This window comes from Agarivorans sp. MS3-6 (assembly GCF_054112545.1).
Map to the genome: position 1 here is coordinate 3,555,092 of NZ_CM134202.1, position 17,966 is coordinate 3,573,057.

General features: G+C 45.7%; 15 protein-coding genes. 8 read left to right on the forward strand and 7 right to left on the reverse strand.

Going from position 1 to position 17,966, the window contains the following annotated elements:
• Positions 1-3: 3 nt before the first annotated feature.
• The 3 genes from dppD (at position 4) to ACVFI8_RS16390 (ending at position 3,648) form a co-directional block, all read left to right on the forward strand.
• The gene (gene dppD, locus ACVFI8_RS16380) at positions 4-984 is read left to right on the forward strand and encodes a dipeptide ABC transporter ATP-binding protein (RefSeq protein ID WP_248712511.1); all 981 of its coding nucleotides are present in this window, start codon (positions 4-6) and stop codon (positions 982-984) included.
• Entirely contained in the window at positions 981-2,015 is a 1,035-nt protein-coding gene (locus ACVFI8_RS16385) for a peptide ABC transporter ATP-binding protein (RefSeq protein ID WP_248712510.1), read from the forward strand. Before dppD ends, ACVFI8_RS16385 begins: the two co-directional genes overlap by 4 nt.
• Positions 2,016-2,118: 103 nt before the next feature.
• Positions 2,119-3,648 carry an ABC transporter substrate-binding protein gene (locus tag ACVFI8_RS16390; RefSeq protein ID WP_248712509.1) on the forward strand — a complete coding sequence of 510 codons (1,530 nt, stop codon included), beginning with the start codon at positions 2,119-2,121 and terminating at the stop codon, positions 3,646-3,648.
• A 4-nt stretch (positions 3,649-3,652) separates the two neighbouring features.
• Here the strand turns inward: ACVFI8_RS16390 and dxs are convergent, their stop codons facing one another.
• From dxs to ACVFI8_RS16405, 3 genes are read right to left on the reverse strand one after another with little or no spacing between them, the layout of a single operon-like run.
• Positions 3,653-5,524, reverse strand: coding sequence for a 1-deoxy-D-xylulose-5-phosphate synthase (gene dxs, locus ACVFI8_RS16395; protein WP_248712508.1), 1,872 nt, complete (start codon positions 5,522-5,524; stop codon positions 3,653-3,655).
• A gap of 34 nt (positions 5,525-5,558) precedes the next feature.
• Positions 5,559-6,446, reverse strand: a complete 888-nt coding sequence (gene ispA, locus ACVFI8_RS16400; protein ID WP_457871941.1) for a (2E,6E)-farnesyl diphosphate synthase — start codon at positions 6,444-6,446, stop codon at positions 5,559-5,561.
• Entirely contained in the window at positions 6,443-6,664 is a 222-nt protein-coding gene (locus tag ACVFI8_RS16405) for an exodeoxyribonuclease VII small subunit (protein WP_248715646.1), read from the reverse strand. The genes ispA and ACVFI8_RS16405 overlap by 4 nt, the downstream gene beginning before the upstream one ends.
• Before the next feature lie 247 nt (positions 6,665-6,911).
• On the opposite strand from ACVFI8_RS16405, the gene pomA reads away from it, so the two are divergent.
• The 4 genes from pomA (at position 6,912) to ACVFI8_RS16425 (ending at position 10,948) form a co-directional block, all read left to right on the forward strand.
• Positions 6,912-7,676 (forward strand): flagellar motor protein PomA, encoded by a 765-nt coding sequence (pomA, locus tag ACVFI8_RS16410; RefSeq protein ID WP_248712506.1) that lies wholly within the window; start codon positions 6,912-6,914, stop codon positions 7,674-7,676.
• A gap of 10 nt (positions 7,677-7,686) precedes the next feature.
• Complete coding sequence (locus ACVFI8_RS16415; protein WP_248712505.1) at positions 7,687-8,598, forward strand: flagellar motor protein MotB; 912 nt, start codon at positions 7,687-7,689, stop codon at positions 8,596-8,598.
• A gap of 145 nt (positions 8,599-8,743) precedes the next feature.
• Positions 8,744-10,204 carry a tRNA uracil 4-sulfurtransferase ThiI gene (gene thiI, locus ACVFI8_RS16420; protein ID WP_457871942.1) on the forward strand — a complete coding sequence of 487 codons (1,461 nt, stop codon included), beginning with the start codon at positions 8,744-8,746 and terminating at the stop codon, positions 10,202-10,204.
• Positions 10,205-10,444: 240 nt separating this feature from the next.
• Positions 10,445-10,948, forward strand: coding sequence for a glycine cleavage system transcriptional repressor (locus ACVFI8_RS16425; RefSeq protein WP_248712503.1), 504 nt, complete (start codon positions 10,445-10,447; stop codon positions 10,946-10,948).
• 42 nt (positions 10,949-10,990) lie between these two features.
• Here the strand turns inward: ACVFI8_RS16425 and ACVFI8_RS16430 are convergent, their stop codons facing one another.
• Positions 10,991-11,395: a CBS domain-containing protein gene (locus tag ACVFI8_RS16430; protein ID WP_248712502.1), complete on the reverse strand. Its 405-nt coding sequence runs from the start codon at positions 11,393-11,395 to the stop codon at positions 10,991-10,993.
• A gap of 330 nt (positions 11,396-11,725) precedes the next feature.
• On the opposite strand from ACVFI8_RS16430, the gene ACVFI8_RS16435 reads away from it, so the two are divergent.
• A complete protein-coding gene (locus tag ACVFI8_RS16435; protein WP_457871944.1) occupies positions 11,726-14,434 on the forward strand; it encodes a bifunctional acetate--CoA ligase family protein/GNAT family N-acetyltransferase in 2,709 nt (902 codons plus the stop codon).
• 45 nt (positions 14,435-14,479) lie between these two features.
• On the opposite strand, the gene ACVFI8_RS16440 is transcribed toward ACVFI8_RS16435, so the two are convergent.
• The 3 genes from ACVFI8_RS16440 to ACVFI8_RS16450 form a co-directional block, all read right to left on the reverse strand.
• A complete protein-coding gene (locus tag ACVFI8_RS16440; protein WP_248712500.1) occupies positions 14,480-15,292 on the reverse strand; it encodes an N-acetyl-ornithine deacetylase in 813 nt (270 codons plus the stop codon).
• Between the two features lie 109 nt (positions 15,293-15,401).
• Positions 15,402-16,097 carry a type 2 periplasmic-binding domain-containing protein gene (locus ACVFI8_RS16445; RefSeq protein ID WP_248712499.1) on the reverse strand — a complete coding sequence of 232 codons (696 nt, stop codon included), beginning with the start codon at positions 16,095-16,097 and terminating at the stop codon, positions 15,402-15,404.
• A 769-nt stretch (positions 16,098-16,866) separates the two neighbouring features.
• Positions 16,867-17,769 carry a LysR family transcriptional regulator gene (locus ACVFI8_RS16450; protein ID WP_457871945.1) on the reverse strand — a complete coding sequence of 301 codons (903 nt, stop codon included), beginning with the start codon at positions 17,767-17,769 and terminating at the stop codon, positions 16,867-16,869.
• Positions 17,770-17,966: the final 197 nt, after the last annotated feature.

Genomic DNA, 17,966 nt, shown 5'->3' on the forward strand with positions numbered 1-17,966 from the left:
GTCGTGTCTTTATTAGAAGTTAATAACCTCACTGTTGAATTTGGTGATGGAGAGAATCCTTTTCGCGCGGTAGACCAAGTGGGTTACAGCGTAGAGAAAGGTGAAATTGTTGGCATCGTGGGTGAGTCCGGTTCCGGTAAGAGTGTCAGCTCTTTATCGATTATGGGCTTGATTGATTACCCAGGAAAGGTCACCGCTGATACGCTTAAGTTTGAAGGCCAAGATTTGTTGGCGATGTCAGAGAATAAGCGACGCGCTATCACTGGCGCTGAAATCGCGATGATCTTCCAAGAGCCTATGTCTAGCCTTAACCCTTGCTACACGGTTGAGTATCAAATCAGTGAAGCTTTAAAAATTCACCAAAGTGGTAATAAAAAGTGGCGTCGTCAGCGGGTTATCGAATTGTTAGACCAAGTGGGTATTCCTGACCCAGAGTCTCGCTTGAAAACCTATCCACACCAATTGTCTGGCGGCATGAGCCAGCGGGTGATGATAGCAATGGCGATTGCTTGTGATCCTAAATTGCTGATTGCCGATGAACCAACCACTGCCTTAGATGTGACCATTCAAGCGCAGATTGTGGACCTATTGCTCGATCTACAAAAGCAAAAAAACATGGGCTTGGTATTAATTACTCACGATTTGGCGTTAGTCGCTGAGTCTGCTCACCGAGTGATTGTTATGTATGCGGGTCAAGTGGTTGAATCTGGCCCGGCAGAAGAAATTTTCTCTAAACCTAAACACCCTTACACCCAAGCGTTACTGCGTTCACTGCCAGAGTCGTCGCTAGGTAAAGCGCGTTTAGATGCGTTGCCAGGTGTGGTACCAGGTGCATTTGACCGCCCAGTAGGCTGCTTGCTTAACCCTCGCTGCCCTTATGCAACAGAACGTTGCCGTAATGAGCGACCAAGCATGCAAGGCGAGGGCGTACGTCAAGTTCGTTGTTTTACGCCGCTAGATGACGCAGGGAGACCAAGCGCATGAGTGACACGATAATGAAAGCCGCAGCGCTAGACTCTCAGAAGGCTGAACCGCAACAGCAAGAGTCTGTGTTGTCGGTCAACGGGGTAACTAAACACTACCACGTGAAAGCCGGTATGTTTAAACCAGATGCTACGGTTAAAGCCTTAGATGGAGTGAGTTTTAAGCTTGAAAAAGGTAAAACCTTAGCGGTAGTGGGTGAGTCTGGTTGTGGTAAATCAACCCTTGCACGGGTACTGACCATGATTGAAACCCCCACTGCAGGAGAACTGTGTTTTGATGGAAAAGACATTCTTAGTCTAGGTAAAGATGCTGCCAAAGCTTTGCGCCAAAAAATCCAAATTATCTTCCAAAATCCCTATGGTTCGCTTAACCCTCGTAAGAAGGTAGGCACTATTTTAGAAGAGCCTTTGGTGATTAACAGCGACATGAGCAAAGCAGAGCGCAAGCAAAAAGCCTTAGCCATGTTAAGCAAAGTAGGGTTACGCCCTGAACATTATGATCGCTATCCACATATGTTCTCTGGCGGTCAGCGTCAGCGTATCGCCATTGCTCGCGGTTTAATGCTCGACCCTAAGGTTGTGGTTGCCGATGAACCTGTATCGGCCTTAGACGTGTCTGTGCAAGCTCAGGTGCTTAACTTAATGATGGATCTGCAAGAAGAAATGGGCTTAAGCTACATTTTTATCTCGCATGATTTATCGGTTGTAGAGCACATTGCTGACGAAGTGATGGTGATGTATCTCGGTAAAGCGGTTGAATATGCGTCTTGCGAAGAGTTGTTTACTAACCCTAAACACCCATACACCCAAGCCTTGTTGTCGAGTACACCACGTTTAGACCCCGCTCACCGCCGTGAGAAAATTAAGCTAGAAGGTGAGTTACCTTCACCGCTTAATCCGCCTAAAGGTTGTGCTTTCCATGCGCGTTGCCGTTACGCTAATGAGCGTTGCACGCAAGAACAGCCGGTATTGCTTAGTGCTGGGAATGCGCAAGTGGCATGTTTTGCCTTAGAAGAGGGGCGAATAGCCTAAGTACTTTGAAAATCAGTAAAAAGCGGGCTTGTCCCGCTTTTTTTATTGCTTCATCCCGTGTAACTTAGCTGAATTACCGAAAAGAGGAACTAAGGCGTTGCTATTGCTAGCTCTAGATACAGCGAAACTGAGATGGATGGTGCTCACCCTATTGCTTGGTGGCGTTAGCTGTTTGACATTCGCAGAGGCAAAATCGTTGGTCTGGGGTACTGCTTTTCAAACTAAGCCCAGTGTGATTGTTGATGAGCTTGATGCCAGTAGTAACTTTGTTAATCATTTACTGTTTGACCCCTTGTTTCTGTTTGACCAAAACGGCCAGGCTGGTGCGCGTTTAGTGGCTAGGTGGAAGATTATCTCGCCAACGCAAATTCAGTTTGAACTCAAATCGGGGATTAGCTTCCATTCGGGGAATCCACTAACAGCCGAAGATGTCGCGTGGACCTTTGATAAAATTAGCCAGCAATCGCACTTAAAAAGCCTATTCGCGCCGATAAAAAGCTTAAGGGCTATCAATCAACTCACCTTTGAAGTGAAAACATATCGCCCATTCTCACAATTGATTCAGCGTTTGAGCTATATATTCCCAGCGGATAAACAGCATTACCTTGCCTCTGATGATAGCGATGAAGTCACCGGTATTTCCGGTACTGGGCCGTTCAAGCTTGAGCGTTATGTACCAGGGATAGTCACCGAATTTTCTATCAACAAGGCGTATTGGCGAAAATCCCGGAGCAATATCACGCAGATAAAAGTGGTGCCGATTAAGCAATCTGAAATGCGTATGGCTAGCTTGTTCTCGCGAGATGTAGACGTGGTTGATCATGTGCCACAAAGCTATGTCGAATTACTCAGTAAAGACCAACAGTTATCGGTTATTCAAACAGAAGGGTTAAAGTGGTTAGCGATAGAGCTTAATCGAGGGCATCCTGCCTTAGCCAATAGAGTGGTACGCCAAGCGCTTAATTTGGCTATTGATAATGCTCGGCTGGCAGAAGTATTGGGTTCTTACACCTTAGTGTCTACCCAGTTAAGCATTCCCGGCCAGCCTGGTTATAATCCGCAGTTATTACCGCGTTATAATTTGTTACTGGCGCACCAATTGTTACAGCAAGCTGGCTATGACAAAGGTTTTAGCATCACCATGGCGGTGCCAAAGTTGCTATTTGAAGACCAAGCCAAAGTGGTTTCGCAACTGGTTACCATGCTAGACAGAGTTAATATCACGCTTAAGCCGCAGTGGTTAGACGAAGCGCAGTATCAACAAGCAATAGACAGTTGTGCCAGTGATTTAGTGTTAACCCGACGCCAAAGTGATGCTGGTAACGTATTAAGCATTGCCCGCGCTATCTATCTACAAGAGACTGACGGTGGCGCACCGTCCAGCACAACCTCATGCGCTGCTTACCAAAATGAGAACGTTGAGCAGTTGATTCTTGCGGCAGAGCAAGAGCTTGACGAGGTAAACCGGGCTGAAATCATTCAGCGCTTAGAACTGCAACTCTATCAAGAAGCGGTATTTGTCCCGCTGTATTGGCAGAGAAAAATATGGGCATTAAATCAGCGGATCAATCTCAAGAGTATTAATCGCGCCAATCCATTTCCATTGTTTGAACACTTAAAAGTGCTTGATTAGCGGTTTAGCTTTTTTGGCAGAAACGGTCTATTTTATTCTGAATACCGGCACTATCTAAACCTAACAATTGGTATATTTCATCTTGGCTGCCTTGCTCCACAAAGTGGTCGGGGAGGCCAATGTTAAGTACCTTAACGTGGTTCAGCTGCTGGGCGAACAAAAATTCATTCACCGCCGAGCCCGCGCCGCCTAATATGGCATTTTCTTCTAGGGTTACTAGCACATCATGGGTGGCGACTACATCGCGAATACAGGCCTCATCAAGTGGTTTAACAAAGCGCATATCCACCAGGCTTGCGTCTAAATGTTCGGCTACCGGAGCGGCTTTGCATAATAGGCTTCCAAAGTTGAGAATAGCGATTTTTTTACCTTCACGTAATACCCGTGCCTTGCCTATTTCCATCGCGGTCATGTCAGTATTAATTGGCGTATTGTCAGCACCACCACGCGGATAACGCACCGCAGCCGGCCCTTGGTGAAGGTGACCAGTATAAAGCATTTGGCGACATTCATCTTCATTGGCTGGCGCCATAATCACTAGGTTTGGCACCGTGCGTAAATAACTTAAATCAAAGGCCCCTTGATGGGTAGGACCATCTGCGCCAACAATGCCAGCGCGGTCTATAGCAAACAGTACCGGCAAGTTTTGAATGGCCACGTCATGAATAACTTGGTCGTAAGCTCGCTGTAAAAAGGTGCTGTAAATAGCCACTACTGGCTGGTAACCCGCAATGGCGAGACCAGCGGCAAAAGTAACCGCATGCTGTTCGGCAATCGCTACATCAAAGTATTGCTCAGGAAATTCTTTAGAGAAACGCACCATGCCAGAGCCTTCGCGCATCGCTGGGGTAATCCCCATCAACTTACTGTCTTGGGCCGCCATATCGCATAGCCAATCACCAAACACTTTAGAAAAGGTTGGTGCCGCGCCTTTACTTTTGGGCAGATTATTTTGGCTAGGATCAAATTTTGGGACACCGTGATAACCGATAGGATCTTGCTCAGCGGGTAAATACCCTTTACCTTTCTTGGTCATCACATGAAGGATTTGTGGGCCTTTAAGATCACGCATGTTAGTTAATGTGCGTACTAAGCCCTTCACATCGTGGCCGTCAATTGGGCCTATGTAATTAAAACCAAATTCTTCAAACAAGGTGCCAGGTACCACCATACCTTTAAGGTGCTCTTCGGCACGCCGAGCCAGTTCTTTAATCGGTGGCATACCGCTTAAGACTTTCTTGCTACCTTCTCGCAATGATGAGTAAAGCGAGCCAGATAAGATATTAGCTAATGAATTGTTTAGTGCGCCAACGTTCTCTGAAATCGACATCTCATTGTCGTTGAGAATCACTAGCATGTCGTTATGAATTGCTCCAGCGTGGTTCAGTGCCTCAAAGGCCATACCGGCGGTCATGGCTCCATCACCTATTACGGCAATCACCTTACGGCCTTGCTGTTCTTTCTCGGCGGCGATTGCCATGCCTAATGCGGCACCGATAGAGGTGCTAGAGTGGCCAACACTTAATACATCGTAGTCACTTTCGCCACGCCACGGGAAGGGGTGTAAACCTTTAAATTGGCGAATGGTCGACATTTGTTCGCGACGACCAGTTAAAATTTTGTGTGGATAAGCTTGATGCCCCACATCCCAGACCAGTTTGTCAAAAGGAGTGTTGTAAACATAATGTAAGGCTACGGTTAGCTCTACCGCCCCCAAGCCCGAGGCTAAATGACCGCTCGACTGGCTGACACTGTTTAGCAGATATTGGCGAAGCTCATCACAAAGCTCAGGAAGCTGCTGCTGCTCTAGTTGGCGCAGTTGCGGAGGCAAATCAGCCTTAGCAAGTGTAGGGTAATCTTTAATATTCAGTGTCATATCAGATGCTTATCATTATTCTTATTGTTGACGACTAGTTGTTTCGATGTACGACATAATCAGCTAATAAGGCGAGTAACTCACCATTGTAAGGCAAACTCTCTAAAGCTTGAAGCGCTTCTTTACCAAGATTTTCCGCTTTATCTAGTGCGCCATCCAAGCCAAGTAAACTAGGATAGGTACTTTTGTTTAAGGCTTCGTCTGAACCTTGCGGTTTACCTAAGGTATCGGTATCGCTAATGATGTCTAAAATGTCATCTCGTACTTGAAAAGCTAAACCTAGCGCATCGGCATAACGCGCTAAAGCCTGTTGGTGATCATCGTGCGAAATGTTGGCGCAAATAGCACCTAACATTACCGCAGCCTTAATTAAGGCTCCTGTTTTATGTCGATGAACCGTTTCTAATTGCGCCAAGCTAATCTGTTGGTTGGTTGCCGCTATATCTAGGGCTTGGCCACCACACATGCCATTGTAACCAGCGGCTTGGCTTAACACTCGCAACATCGCCACTTTTTGTGCATCGCTGACGGGAGCCTCGGCAATTAAGCTATAAGCCAAACCTTGCAGGGCATCACCAGCCAATATGGCGGTGGCTTCATCAAAGGCGATGTGGCAAGTGGCTTGGCCTCTGCGCAGGTCATCGTCGTCCATGGCGGGTAAATCATCATGAATTAACGAGTACGCGTGGATACACTCAACCGCGGCTGCAGCGACATTTAGCGCCTCGCTCGGTGCACCGTTTAGTTGCCCAGTTAAATAAACCAGCAGTGGGCGAACCCGTTTGCCGCCAAGCAATAAGCCGTGACGCATAGCGGCTAATAGGCGCGGGTCATTAACCTCTTGCTGTTCTAAAACGTGTTCGAGGTAAGTATTAATCTGCGATTGATAGTCAGCAATTGTGCTGGCTAGGCATGAATTCACTCAGCTGGCTCCTGCTCTAGTGGTTCTAAGGTATCGCCATTTGGGCCTTGGCGAAGAATATCCACTTGCTGTTGGGCTTGTTGCAACTTGGCTTGACCGGCATTGGCCAGGCTAATCCCGCGCTCAAATTGTTTGAGTGAGTCTTCTAGGCTTAATTCGCCCTGTTCAAGTTGTTGAACAATATCCTCAAGTTCGTCTAACGTTTCTTCAAACTTCATTTTTTCTGGTTTTTTTGCAACCACAGCCAAGGCCTCTCTGATGCTTCTGCTGGCGCAAAGTTACCTTAGCCACATAAGTAGGTCAAACTTGGGGCTCAAGTATTTTTATTTTGGTCGATAAATATATAAGAGCTAGCTGTGTCAAGATATTGATATGGGAACACAAATTACCTTCGATTCTGTTTTGGGAGTAGACTAGTATTAGTTTAATTAGAATCTCTAGGCTACAGGTTAAAAGGAATAGGCAGTGGACTTAGCAACGCTGATTGGGATTATCGGCGCCTTCGCATTTGTAATAATGGCGATGGTGATGGGGGGAGGGATCGAGATTTTTATCGATATCCCTTCGGTATTGATCGTTTTTTGTGGTTCGTTATTTGTTGTATTAATGAAATACAACCTTGGCCAGTTTTTAGGCGCAGTGAAAATTGCGGTTAAGGCCTTTGTATTTAAAGTAGACAAACCCGATGACTTAATTGAGCGTTCTGTGGAAATGGCTGACGCCGCCCGTAAAGGGGGGTTTTTAGCTTTAGAAGAAGCCGAGATCAGCAATCCATTTATGCAAAAAGGCATAGATATGTTGGTTGATGGCCATGATGCAGATGTGGTGCGCTCAACCATGGAGAAAGACATACTGCTTACCGCCGAACGGCATGAATTTGGCGCGGGTATTTTTAAAGCCATCGGTGATGTTGCGCCTGCTATGGGCATGATTGGTACGCTGATTGGTCTCGTGGCGATGTTGTCCAACATGGATGACCCAAAATCCATTGGGCCTGCCATGGCGGTAGCTTTGTTAACCACCTTGTATGGCGCTATCTTAGCTAACATGGTGGCCATTCCTATTAGTGAAAAACTGCAACTTCGAGCCGACGAAGAAAAGCTGAATCGTAGTTTGATACTCGATGCAGTATTAGGCATCCAAGATGGACAAAATCCGAGAGTGATTGAAGGGGTATTGAAAAACTACATTCCTGAAGGTAAACGCTCCTTGGGCACCACCGAAGAATAGGTAACGCACTATGGAAGAACCTTGCAAGTGTCCACCTGAAGGCTTACCCGCATGGATGGGCACATTCGCTGACTTAATGTCTTTGTTGATGTGCTTTTTTGTATTGTTGTTGGCCTTCTCAGAAATGGACGTGATGAAGTTTAAGCAAATTGCTGGCTCCATGAAATACGCCTTTGGCGTACAAAACCTGCTAGAAGTGAAAGACATCCCTAAAGGGACTTCGGTGATCGCTCAGGAGTTTCGCCCTGGCCGTCCAGAGCCAACCCCAATTGAAACCATCATGCAGCAAACCATCGACATGACGCAGGCCAAGCTTGAGTTTCATGATGGTGAAGAAGCCGATGCCGGCGGCCAACAAAAAGCAGCGGGTCAACAAACGGGTGGGCGAGCGTCTGCGACCCAAGCGCAGTCGGCCCAAAGCCAAGCTGAACAGCAAAGCCAACAAAATCAAACCGCCAAACGGATTGCTCAGCAGTTACGTGATCAAATTGAAGATGGGGCAATTGAAGTTGAGTCTCTAGGCCAGCAAATTATTATTCGAGTGCGCGAGAAAGGCGCTTTTCCTTCGGGATCTGCATTTTTACAACCTAAGTTTCGACCGGTAATTCGCCGAGTGGGTGAGGTGATAAAAGATATTCCCGGCATTGTTACCGTATCGGGGCATACCGACAACCAGCAAGCCGAGTCAGAGCTATACCGGTCTAACTGGGATCTCTCTAGCCAGCGGGCCGTGTCAGTGGCGCATGAGCTGATCAAAGTGAAGGGCTTTGCTGAAGAACGATTAATCGTGAGCGGCTTGGCTGATACTCAGCCTTTGTTGAAAAATAATACCTTGGAAAATCGCCGCCGTAACCGTCGAGTTGAAATAGGTATTATGCAAGGTAAGGCTGCTCAATCTGGAGAAATTCAAGTCTCCGAGTAGCTCAGCATTGAGCCGTAACCCTGCGGGTTGCGGCCACTATTTATCTATCACTTCACTTCGGTCCCCTCTGGTCTATAAACTAAATTGGCTCACTACGCTTTCTCGCGGTATAATTCGCGCCCAAATTTGTCGAGGCCGCTGAGTTATGAAGTTTATTGTTAAATTGTTCCCTGAAATTGCTATGAAGAGTAAGCCGGTGCGCAAACGCTTTAGCAAGATCCTTCAAAGCAATATTCGTAACGTAATCAGTCCCATCGATGAAACTATTCGGGTTCGTTTAGATTGGGACCGAATGGTAGTCACCTCACGTAATGACTCTGCAGAAAACCGCCAAGCGGTTATAGAAGCCTTATCTTCAACCCCCGGCATTGTGCATTTCTTAGAAGTGACTCAGCAAACTTTCACTGATCTGCATAATATTTATGAGCTCACTCATGATGTTTGGAAAGATCGACTAAAAGATAAAACCTTCTGTGTGCGGGTTAAGCGTAATGGCAAACATGATTTCTCATCCATTGAAGTTGAGCGTTATGTGGGGGGCGGCTTAAACCAACACTGTGAAAGTAACGGGGTTAAATTAAAGAACCCAGACGTTACGGTTAAGTTAGAAATCACCGATGATGTGATGTACTTAGTGCAAGCTAAACACCAGGGGCTAGGCGGATTCCCGATTGCGACTCAAGAAAGCGTATTGTCATTAATCTCTGGTGGATTTGATTCGGGTGTATCCAGTTATCAGTTAATCAAACGTGGCGCAAAGGTGCACTACTGTTTCTTTAACCTCGGCGGTCGAGCCCATGAGTTAGGTGTTAAGCAAGTCGCACATCACCTTTGGAAACGCTTTGGTTCTTCGCATCGAGTTAAGTTTGTAGCGGTAGACTTTGATCCGGTGGTAAACGAAATTCTAGAGAAAGTCGATAACGGCCAAATGGGAGTGGTGCTTAAGCGAATGATGATGCGAGCCGCATCCAAGGTTGCCCAGCAATTAGATATTCCTGCATTAGTGACTGGAGAGGCTGTCGGGCAAGTATCGAGTCAGACCTTGGTCAATTTAAGCATGATTGATCGGGTTTCTGAAACCTTGATTCTACGCCCCCTAATTGCCACTGATAAACAAGACATCATCGACATATCTAAGCGTATTGGTACCGGTGACTTTGCTGAAACTATGCCAGAGTATTGTGGGGTTATTTCCAATAAACCTACAGTTAAAGCGGTCGAATCGAAATTATTGATTGAAGAAGAAAAATTCGATTTTGCTATCTTGGATAGAGTGGTTGAAGAGTCGCGAATTACTGATATTCGAGATATCGCCAAGCAAACTGATGAACAGGTTCATCAAGTTGATATCGCAGAGTTAGAAGACGATAAAGAAGCGGTTGTGTTAGATATACGCTCTCCTGAAGAGCAAGAACTTAAGCCGTTCGCCATGGAGAATGTAGCGGTTAAACATATCCCATTCTTTAAACTTGCCACCCAATTTGGCGACCTCGATCAAACCAAACACTACATGCTGTATTGTGACCGTGGAGTGATGAGTAAGTTGCAAGCGCTATACTTGCAAGATGCGGGCTTCACTAATGTGGGTGTGTATAGCAGTAAATAATGCTTATTTAGCCGCTTAATGTCGGTGGGTCGGGGTTATTATCAGTCATAAATCCAGCGAATTCGCTGGATTTACTGTCTAAAAACAACAAAAAAGTCATTAAAAAATATAGTTTTTTGTACTTATTCAGCATTTCTTAAGGCTTTTAACAAAAGCCATAGTAAATTTCGGGCTTGCTCACACCCTTAGTCTCCATTTGGTATAAACTTAAAGTAGGTTTACAGCGTAAGGGGTCGATGTATGAGCGCTCTATTTTTGGTCACCGTTGTTGGTGAAGATAAACCCGGTAGATTAAATAGTTTGGCTGATTTAACTCACTCACATCAAGGTAAGTGGCTTAGCAGTCGAGTGATTAACTTAGACGGGCAATTTGCCTGCATTTTTAAAGTCCAAATTCCTCAGAAAAATGAACAAGCCTTAAGGGATGATCTGGCCAATCTGCCTGATTTACAATTGAGCTTCCATGATTGCAAACCGGCACATTTAGTGAAATCAGCTGAAGTGAAATTAGTGATTGGCGCAGAAGATCGCCCTGGTTTAATTAATGATATCACTCGTCTATTGGTTGAACATGGTGTCAATGTCACTAAGCTAGAATGCCATCGAATGAGTGTGCCTGATGCCGGTGAAAATGTATTTACCGCTGAGCTAGACTTGATGATTCCAGACAGTGAGAACACCGCGGGGATTATTGCAGAAATTGAAGCCCTGCAACCTCAAATGGTGGTAAACCAACCTCATTAAACTGCAATGGGCAGCGAGCTGCCCATTTTACTGGCTTGCTATTTAGCGTAAATTGAATTCTTTTACGGCATTTAAAATACTACGGATACTGTATTGGCCGATAAATTTGCCATTTTGCACCACTGGCATCCTGCGGCGTTTGTCGTTAATCAGCTTTTCGGCTACTGCCAAAATATCCATCTCAGGACCAACGCTGTCCACTTCTTCGGTCATGAACTCTTTTACCATGCCACCAATTTCGCCATGGTAAGTCCCTTTCAAGATAGCTTGTAAACAATCGATTTCAGAGATGACACCTACGACTTCTCGTTGATCATTTAGCACGGTTGCTCCAGATACTTTTGCTGTCAGCATAATATCAATGGCATCAAATAATGAGGTGCTGGGTTTAACCGTAACCGGATTTTTAGTCATATGGTTAATGGCTTGAATAGAGCTTAAGGCCATGCCTTCTTCCTTAAAGTATGCTGAGTATTTTTAAGATATGAATAAAAAAACGCTTTTTGTCCAGAGCTTTGTATGAAAAAGCGGTTCAACTTAAAAAAACTAGATGAGGTTTATGTTTATTGTAGTTGTTATGTTGCAAAGCAGCCTTCTATTTGTGTTGATAATGTATGCTGGTCCAAGCTTTAGTGAAGATTACAGGCGAATGATTCATTTTTACTAGGCTGGTGGATAAATTTGCTGCAAATTCTGTGAACTATTAGTGGTTTAGTCTACTATTTTTGACGTTACACTAATTCTATCTGGGCTAAATAAGCGACTGAGAATTCTCTAATGAGCCAACGAAAGCTGCACGACCTCTTTTCTCCAAAATCCATTGCTGTTATTGGTGCGTCAAATCGGCCTTTGCGTCCCGGCAACGTGGTCATGAAAAATTTAATGAGCGCGGGTTTTAACGGGCCAGTTATGCCTGTAACGCCGAAATATAAAGCCGTGTTAGGGGTATTGGCTTACCCCAGCATTGAGAAGCTTCCTCAGCGTCCCGATCTCGCGGTAGTGTGTGTTAATGCTAAACGATTACCAGAGGTGGTTGAGAAGTTAGGCCAATTTGGTTGTAAAACTGTGGTCATTACTGCGGGTGGGTTAGACGACGAGTTAGATGATAAAGGGCAGCCTATTGTTGAGCAGCTCACTCAGATTGTGCAACGCTATGGCATGCGAATTCTAGGCCCCAATAGCTTAGGGCTAATATTACCCCAGATTGGCCTTAATGCCTCTTTTGCTCATGCCGACGCTCAGCCGGGTAAAATTGCTTTTGTGTCTCAGTCTGCCGCAGTGTGCACTACCGTATTAGACTGGGCTAATAATAAAGGCATTGGATTCTCGTCATTTATTTCTCTAGGGGATGCTCTAGATATCGATTTCGGTGAACTGTTAGATTACTTATCGCGGGATGCTAAAACCCAGGTAATCATGCTTTACATTGATTCGGTAAAAGATACTCAGCGCTTTATGTCGGCAGCCAGAGCGGCCTCGCGCAATAAAGCCATTTTGGTGATTAAGTCAGGGCGTAGTAGCTTAGGTGCGCAAGCTGCATCACTACATACTGGCGGCCTTGTCGGTAATGATGCGGTGTATGACGCTGCTTTCAAACGTGCCGGTATGCTGCGGGTAAAAGACTTACATGAATTGTTCGCCGCGGTGGAAACTCTCACCTATGCTAATCCATTGCGTGGGGAGCGCTTAGCCATTATTAGCAACGGTGGTGGTCCAGCAGTATTAGCGGTTGATGCGCTGATGGAGCGAGGTGGCAAGCTGGCTACCTTTTCGCCGCAAACCTTGGCGCAACTTGCCGAAGTATTGCCTTCGACTTGGTCTGGGCAAAACCCCTTAGATATAGTCGGGGACGCCGACCCAAGCCGTTACGCTAAAGCCTTAGATATTGTCGCTTCCAGTGGCGAGGCAGACGCGCTGTTACTGATGCATGCTCCCTCAGCATTAGCGGGTGCCGAGGATACCGCCAACGCCTTAATCGAGGTGATAAAGCATGACAGTAAAGCCAGGCGTCTTAATATCCTCACTAACTGGATGGGGGAGGCAACCGCTTACCCCGGGCGTGTCGCTTTCACCAAAGCGGGTATTCCAACTTACCGAACGCCTGAAGGCGCGGTGGGGGCGTTTATGCACATGGTTGAATTTCGCCGCAATCAAAAGCTATTGTCTGAAACGCCAAGCACTACCGATGAAGCCGCGGTTGATCAAAATGCTAAACTCATCTTGCAGCAAGCGCTGGAACGACACACTTACGTATTAGAAACCCACGAAGCCAAGCCCTTGTTACAAGCCTATGGTTTGCAAACGATTGACACTTGGTTAGTGCATGACGTTGAAGAGGCCATTTCTTGCGTTAACCAGATTGGTTACCCTGTCGCATTAAAGGTTCAGTCTCCTGATATTTTGCATAAATCGGATGTGCATGGTGTCAGTCTAAATATTAATAATCAGCAAGAGTTGGTTATTGCCGCTGAATCAATGTTAGCGCGGGTACAGCAAGCGTACCCACAAGCTAAGGTCGAAGGGATGATTTTGCAGCGCATGGCGCTGACCGCCGGGGCGCAAGAGTTGCGAGTCGCGGTAATTAACGACCCGGTATTTGGCCCTGCCATCTTTTTAGGTGAGGGGGGATCTGAGTGGGATGAAACTAAAGATGCAGCGGTGGCGCTACCGCCACTCAATATGGGCTTAGCGCGTTACTTGGTAATATCAGCACTTAAAGCCCAAAAAATTAGAGACCGCAGGCTACCCAATGGCCTAAAAATGGAAGCGCTTTGCAGCATGTTAACCCGCATATCCAATTTAATCATTGATTGCCCAGAGATCGCGAGGCTAGATTTAAACCCAGTTTTAGCGGCGGGCGACAATATCACTTTACTGGATGTAAATATGCGGCTGCAAGCGGTGGATGCTCGAGGTGCACAGCGATTGGCTATCCGCCCTTATCCCAAAGAACTAGAAGAATACTGTCAGACTAAAAGTGGTAACAGGGTATTACTCAGGCCGATTTTACCTGAAGATGAACCTAACCATTTGGCCTTTGATTCATCACTTACCGAAGAAGACCGTTATAAACGCTATTTTGGGGCTCGCGGCCAAATGACCCATGAAGAAATGGCCTTATTGACTCAAATTGATTATGCACGAGAAATGGCCTTTATCGCGGTAGACGAGCTAGCCGAAGATGACCGCGCTATCTTAGGGGTGGTGCGGGCCAGTATCGACCCTGATAATCTAGAAGCCGAATTTGCTATGGTGGTAAGAAGTGACTTGCAAGGCCAAGGCTTGGGCAAACAGCTGCTGCAAAAGCTCATCCGTTACTATCAGTCGATGGGTACGCAAACCTTAAGTGGCATTACCATGATCCAAAACCGTGGCATGGCAGGTTTAGCTAAACACCTTGGTTTTAGGGTGAAGTTTGAGCTAGAAGACGGAGTGATTGAAATGCACTTAGAACTACAAAATAAAGACCAGGACGAAGCCAACTAAGGCTTAGCTACTTAACTAAAATGTTAGCCAAGTAGCTAGATACGGCTAATAGCTCAATGCTACAAATTGTTGCATCACCGCACAGTTCGCATTGATGCGTTGGTCAAAGTCCTCTAAAGCTGGGGTTTCACTGCAGGCCCCTTGCTTGGCTCCTAATCTCACTAAGCAAGATTCAAACGAAGTATCGTAGTGGTTATGAATCAAGCCATCCTCTAGTGGGCAACCATCAATGCTATTGTCGGCGGCTAACTTAAAGTATTTGGCTAAGCTGTCGCGCAGGCCATAACTAAAGGTAGCGGCTGCTTGTTGGGGCTCAAAAGAATACACGTAACAACAGTGCTGCAAGACATCTTCATGGCAAGTTAAAATACCATCGCCACTGAGTTGTTTCAGTAAATCTTGTTGTGCTAGCAACAACACGCCTTCTGCAGAGGTGCCTTCGCCTGCGAAAGCTTTCCCTGCTTCAAATTCAAAACCTCGGTTAGGGTTTTCACCATACTGGTTAAAACGATGACCAGCTTTAAAACCGGTAGGGTTAACCAATGGCAATAGGCTTAAATTTACTTGTTTAAATACCTCACTGTTTAACGCCGACAGAAACTTCAGCATACCCCAAGGGCCGGCAGCTTCTTCGCCATGGAAGCCCGCACTAATTAAAATATTAGGTAATGTTGCTTGTGGTTCAGGCGATTGGTATAAATCGAGAGGGTAAGCCTCTATATGACCGAGAGTGTGTTTTAGCATACCTAAACGTTGCATTTGCTGACCGAGTAAGCTGTAAAACGCATCAATGTCGTTACTAGCGTAGCCAAACTGGGCAGACTGCCAGTGAAATTGTTGGAAAGAAGAACGGCTCAAATCTAAGCTCCTGCGCGATGTTAGCGAGTGAAAGGCTAACACTACCAGCAGTTTCGCCTAGGCTCTAGCCCTTTTAATCATGAGGCAAGATATGAAAGTTGGGGCGCGGTTAATCATCGTGTTCGGGGTGTAGGCTAATTACTCGATTTAATTCTTGTTCAAATAAACTAACGATGGCTTGATGCTTTTTATGTAAGTAGAGGTGACTTTGAATCTCTATATAGGGGGCATCGAGGCAGTGTTTTATGAGTAAACGTTGCTCTTCTGATAATAAAAAATGCACCGCGTCGTGGGTCGCTGCAAAATAGTCAGCTCTGCCTCGGCTGAGCATTTCTACCATCAATTCAGTAGACGGCACTTTACTGTAACCTACCTCTGAGAGTTGATAAAAAATGTCGAAATAAGGAATGCCATGGGTACCCACGGGTTGCAGGTTTTTAAGTTGAGCGGGGTCGCTAATACATTGTTGGTTAATATGTACCCACACCCATAACTTTGCGGTTTCTATAGGCACATTTACTTTTATCATCTGTGGAGATTCGCGTGAGGGGATATCGTAAGGAAAAGCCTCTGCATCTAGCTCTCCCATTATCGCCAAATGATGGGCGCGGGCTTCGGGCAACTCTATTACTTGTAGCGTAATATCTAAGTTGGCCGCAGCTTCATGCAGATAGTCTAACCATGGCTCTTCTTCGCTGTTGTCCATATCTAGATCTATCGAGCCGACCTTGAATGTAGCGGCAGCGTTAAGGCTACAGCTGAAAAACAATAATGCTAAGTTGGCTAGTGATAAATATTGTTTCACTGAAATCATCATTTCAACGGTTTTTTGTAAGTATAGAAGTCTATTGGTCTGAGGATGTAATTATTTTCAATAATCTTACCGCTTTTCAACTACTAAAAATATTCAGCGATGCGCAAATACTGGCTACGAATGTGCTCAATCAGTCGCTTTATTTTCTTCTGTTGTTGGCGGGCGAAGGAGTAAACCGCATAAATACCTAGTACTTTAGCGGCTGGACTACTACTACTTCTTGTAAGCGCTAGGCGGCTAAATCTTCAAGCACTAAAAATATTCAGCGATGTGCAAATACTGGCTACGAATGTGCTCAATCAGTCGCTTTATTTTCTTCGGTTGTTGGCGGGCGAAGGAGTAAACCGCATAAATACCTAGTGCTTTAGCGGCTGGACTACTAATACTTCTTGTAAGCGCTAGGCGGCCAAATCTTCAAGCGCTAAAAATATTCAGCGATGTGCAAATACTGGCTACGAATGTGCTCAATCAGTCGCTTTATTTTCTTCGGTTGTTGGCGGGCGAAGGAGTAAACCGCATAAATACCTAGTGCTTTAGCGGCTGGCCTACTACTACTTCTTGTAAGCGCCCGGCGGCCAAATATTCAAGCACTAAAAATATTCAGCGATGCGCAAATACTGGCTACGAATGTGCTCAATCAGTAGCTTTATTTTCTTCGGTTGTTGGCGGGCGAAGGAGTAAACCGCATAAATACCTAGTGCTTTAGCGGCTTGGCCTACTAATATTTCTTGTCAGCGCTAGGCGGCCAAATCTTCAAGCACTAAAAATATTCAGCGATGCGCAAATACTGGCTACGAATGTGCTCAATCAGTAGCTTTATTTTCTTCGGTTGTTGGCGGGTGAAGGGGTAAACAGCATAAATACCTAGTACTTTCGCGGCTTGGCCTACTAATACTTCTTGTAAGCGTCCGGCGGCCAAATCTTCATGCACTAAGCAACGAGGCACGTAAATAATACCGTGACCGGCAATGGCTGCTTTACGCAAAGCCCGCGCATTATTGGTGCTAAAACCGCTATTGACGCGAACGGCTTGAGTTTTGTTGTGCTCGTGAAATAACCACTCTTCGGCGCCCCCCTCTTGGTAGCTATAACTTAAACAGCAATGTTTCGGTAGCTCTTCTGCTGTCCAAGGTGTTCCTCGCTTAAGTAAATAGCGAGGACTGGCGACGACGACCCAATGTGAGTCGATGATATGGCGAGCAATCAGTGATGAGTCGGGCAGGCTACCGGTACGGATAGCCATATCAAAACCGTCTTCAAGTAAATCGACAAAGCGGTTATCCATCGACATTTCAATGCTAATTTCTGGGTGAGCCTCACTAAAGCCTGCTAGGGCTTCGGCCAATAATAGTTCGCCTGAAATAGTGGGTACGCTGATCCTGATTTTGCCACTTAAGCTTTCTCCGTATTCAACTACTTCTGCAAAGGCTTCTTGGGCGCTCAGTGAAATATTTTTGGCTTGAGCAAATAGGGCTTGGCCAGCCTCGGTTAACGAGAGTTTTCGGGTGGTGCGGTATAAAAGTTGTACTGCTAGCTCTTTCTCTAAGCGGGCAACCCGTTTACTCACTACCGAGTTCGTGAGTTCGCGTTGTTCTGCGACGCGACTAAAGGAGCCTTGTTCAACCACATCAGCAAATAAAATCAGGTCATCTACATTTGGCATCTTTTGGAAATAATCTATTTCTTTATTTCTATATATGGATAAATTACCAAGGTGTAAGCTAAATGTTAAATAAAAGTTTAATTTTTACATCAAGGGTGTGCTGGGTTTCACGCTATGCACTAAGGTCTGATTCCAGCTTTACGCCACTTGACTAGAATGAACAGACTAAAGCATAGCGCTGTAGCAATTAATCGCTC

Coding starts and splice junctions, on each gene's coding strand:
- ACVFI8_RS16385 (WP_248712510.1), top strand. CDS start 981: ATGAGTGACACGATAATGAAAGCCGCAGCGCTAGACTCTCAGAAGGCT.
- dxs (WP_248712508.1), bottom strand. CDS start 5,524: ATGACACTGAATATTAAAGATTACCCTACACTTGCTAAGGCTGATTTG.
- ACVFI8_RS16405 (WP_248715646.1), bottom strand. CDS start 6,664: ATGAAGTTTGAAGAAACGTTAGACGAACTTGAGGATATTGTTCAACAA.
- ACVFI8_RS16415 (WP_248712505.1), top strand. CDS start 7,687: ATGGAAGAACCTTGCAAGTGTCCACCTGAAGGCTTACCCGCATGGATG.
- thiI (WP_457871942.1), top strand. CDS start 8,744: ATGAAGTTTATTGTTAAATTGTTCCCTGAAATTGCTATGAAGAGTAAG.
- ACVFI8_RS16425 (WP_248712503.1), top strand. CDS start 10,445: ATGAGCGCTCTATTTTTGGTCACCGTTGTTGGTGAAGATAAACCCGGT.
- ACVFI8_RS16430 (WP_248712502.1), bottom strand. CDS start 11,395: ATGGCCTTAAGCTCTATTCAAGCCATTAACCATATGACTAAAAATCCG.
- ACVFI8_RS16435 (WP_457871944.1), top strand. CDS start 11,726: ATGAGCCAACGAAAGCTGCACGACCTCTTTTCTCCAAAATCCATTGCT.
- ACVFI8_RS16450 (WP_457871945.1), bottom strand. CDS start 17,769: ATGCCAAATGTAGATGACCTGATTTTATTTGCTGATGTGGTTGAACAA.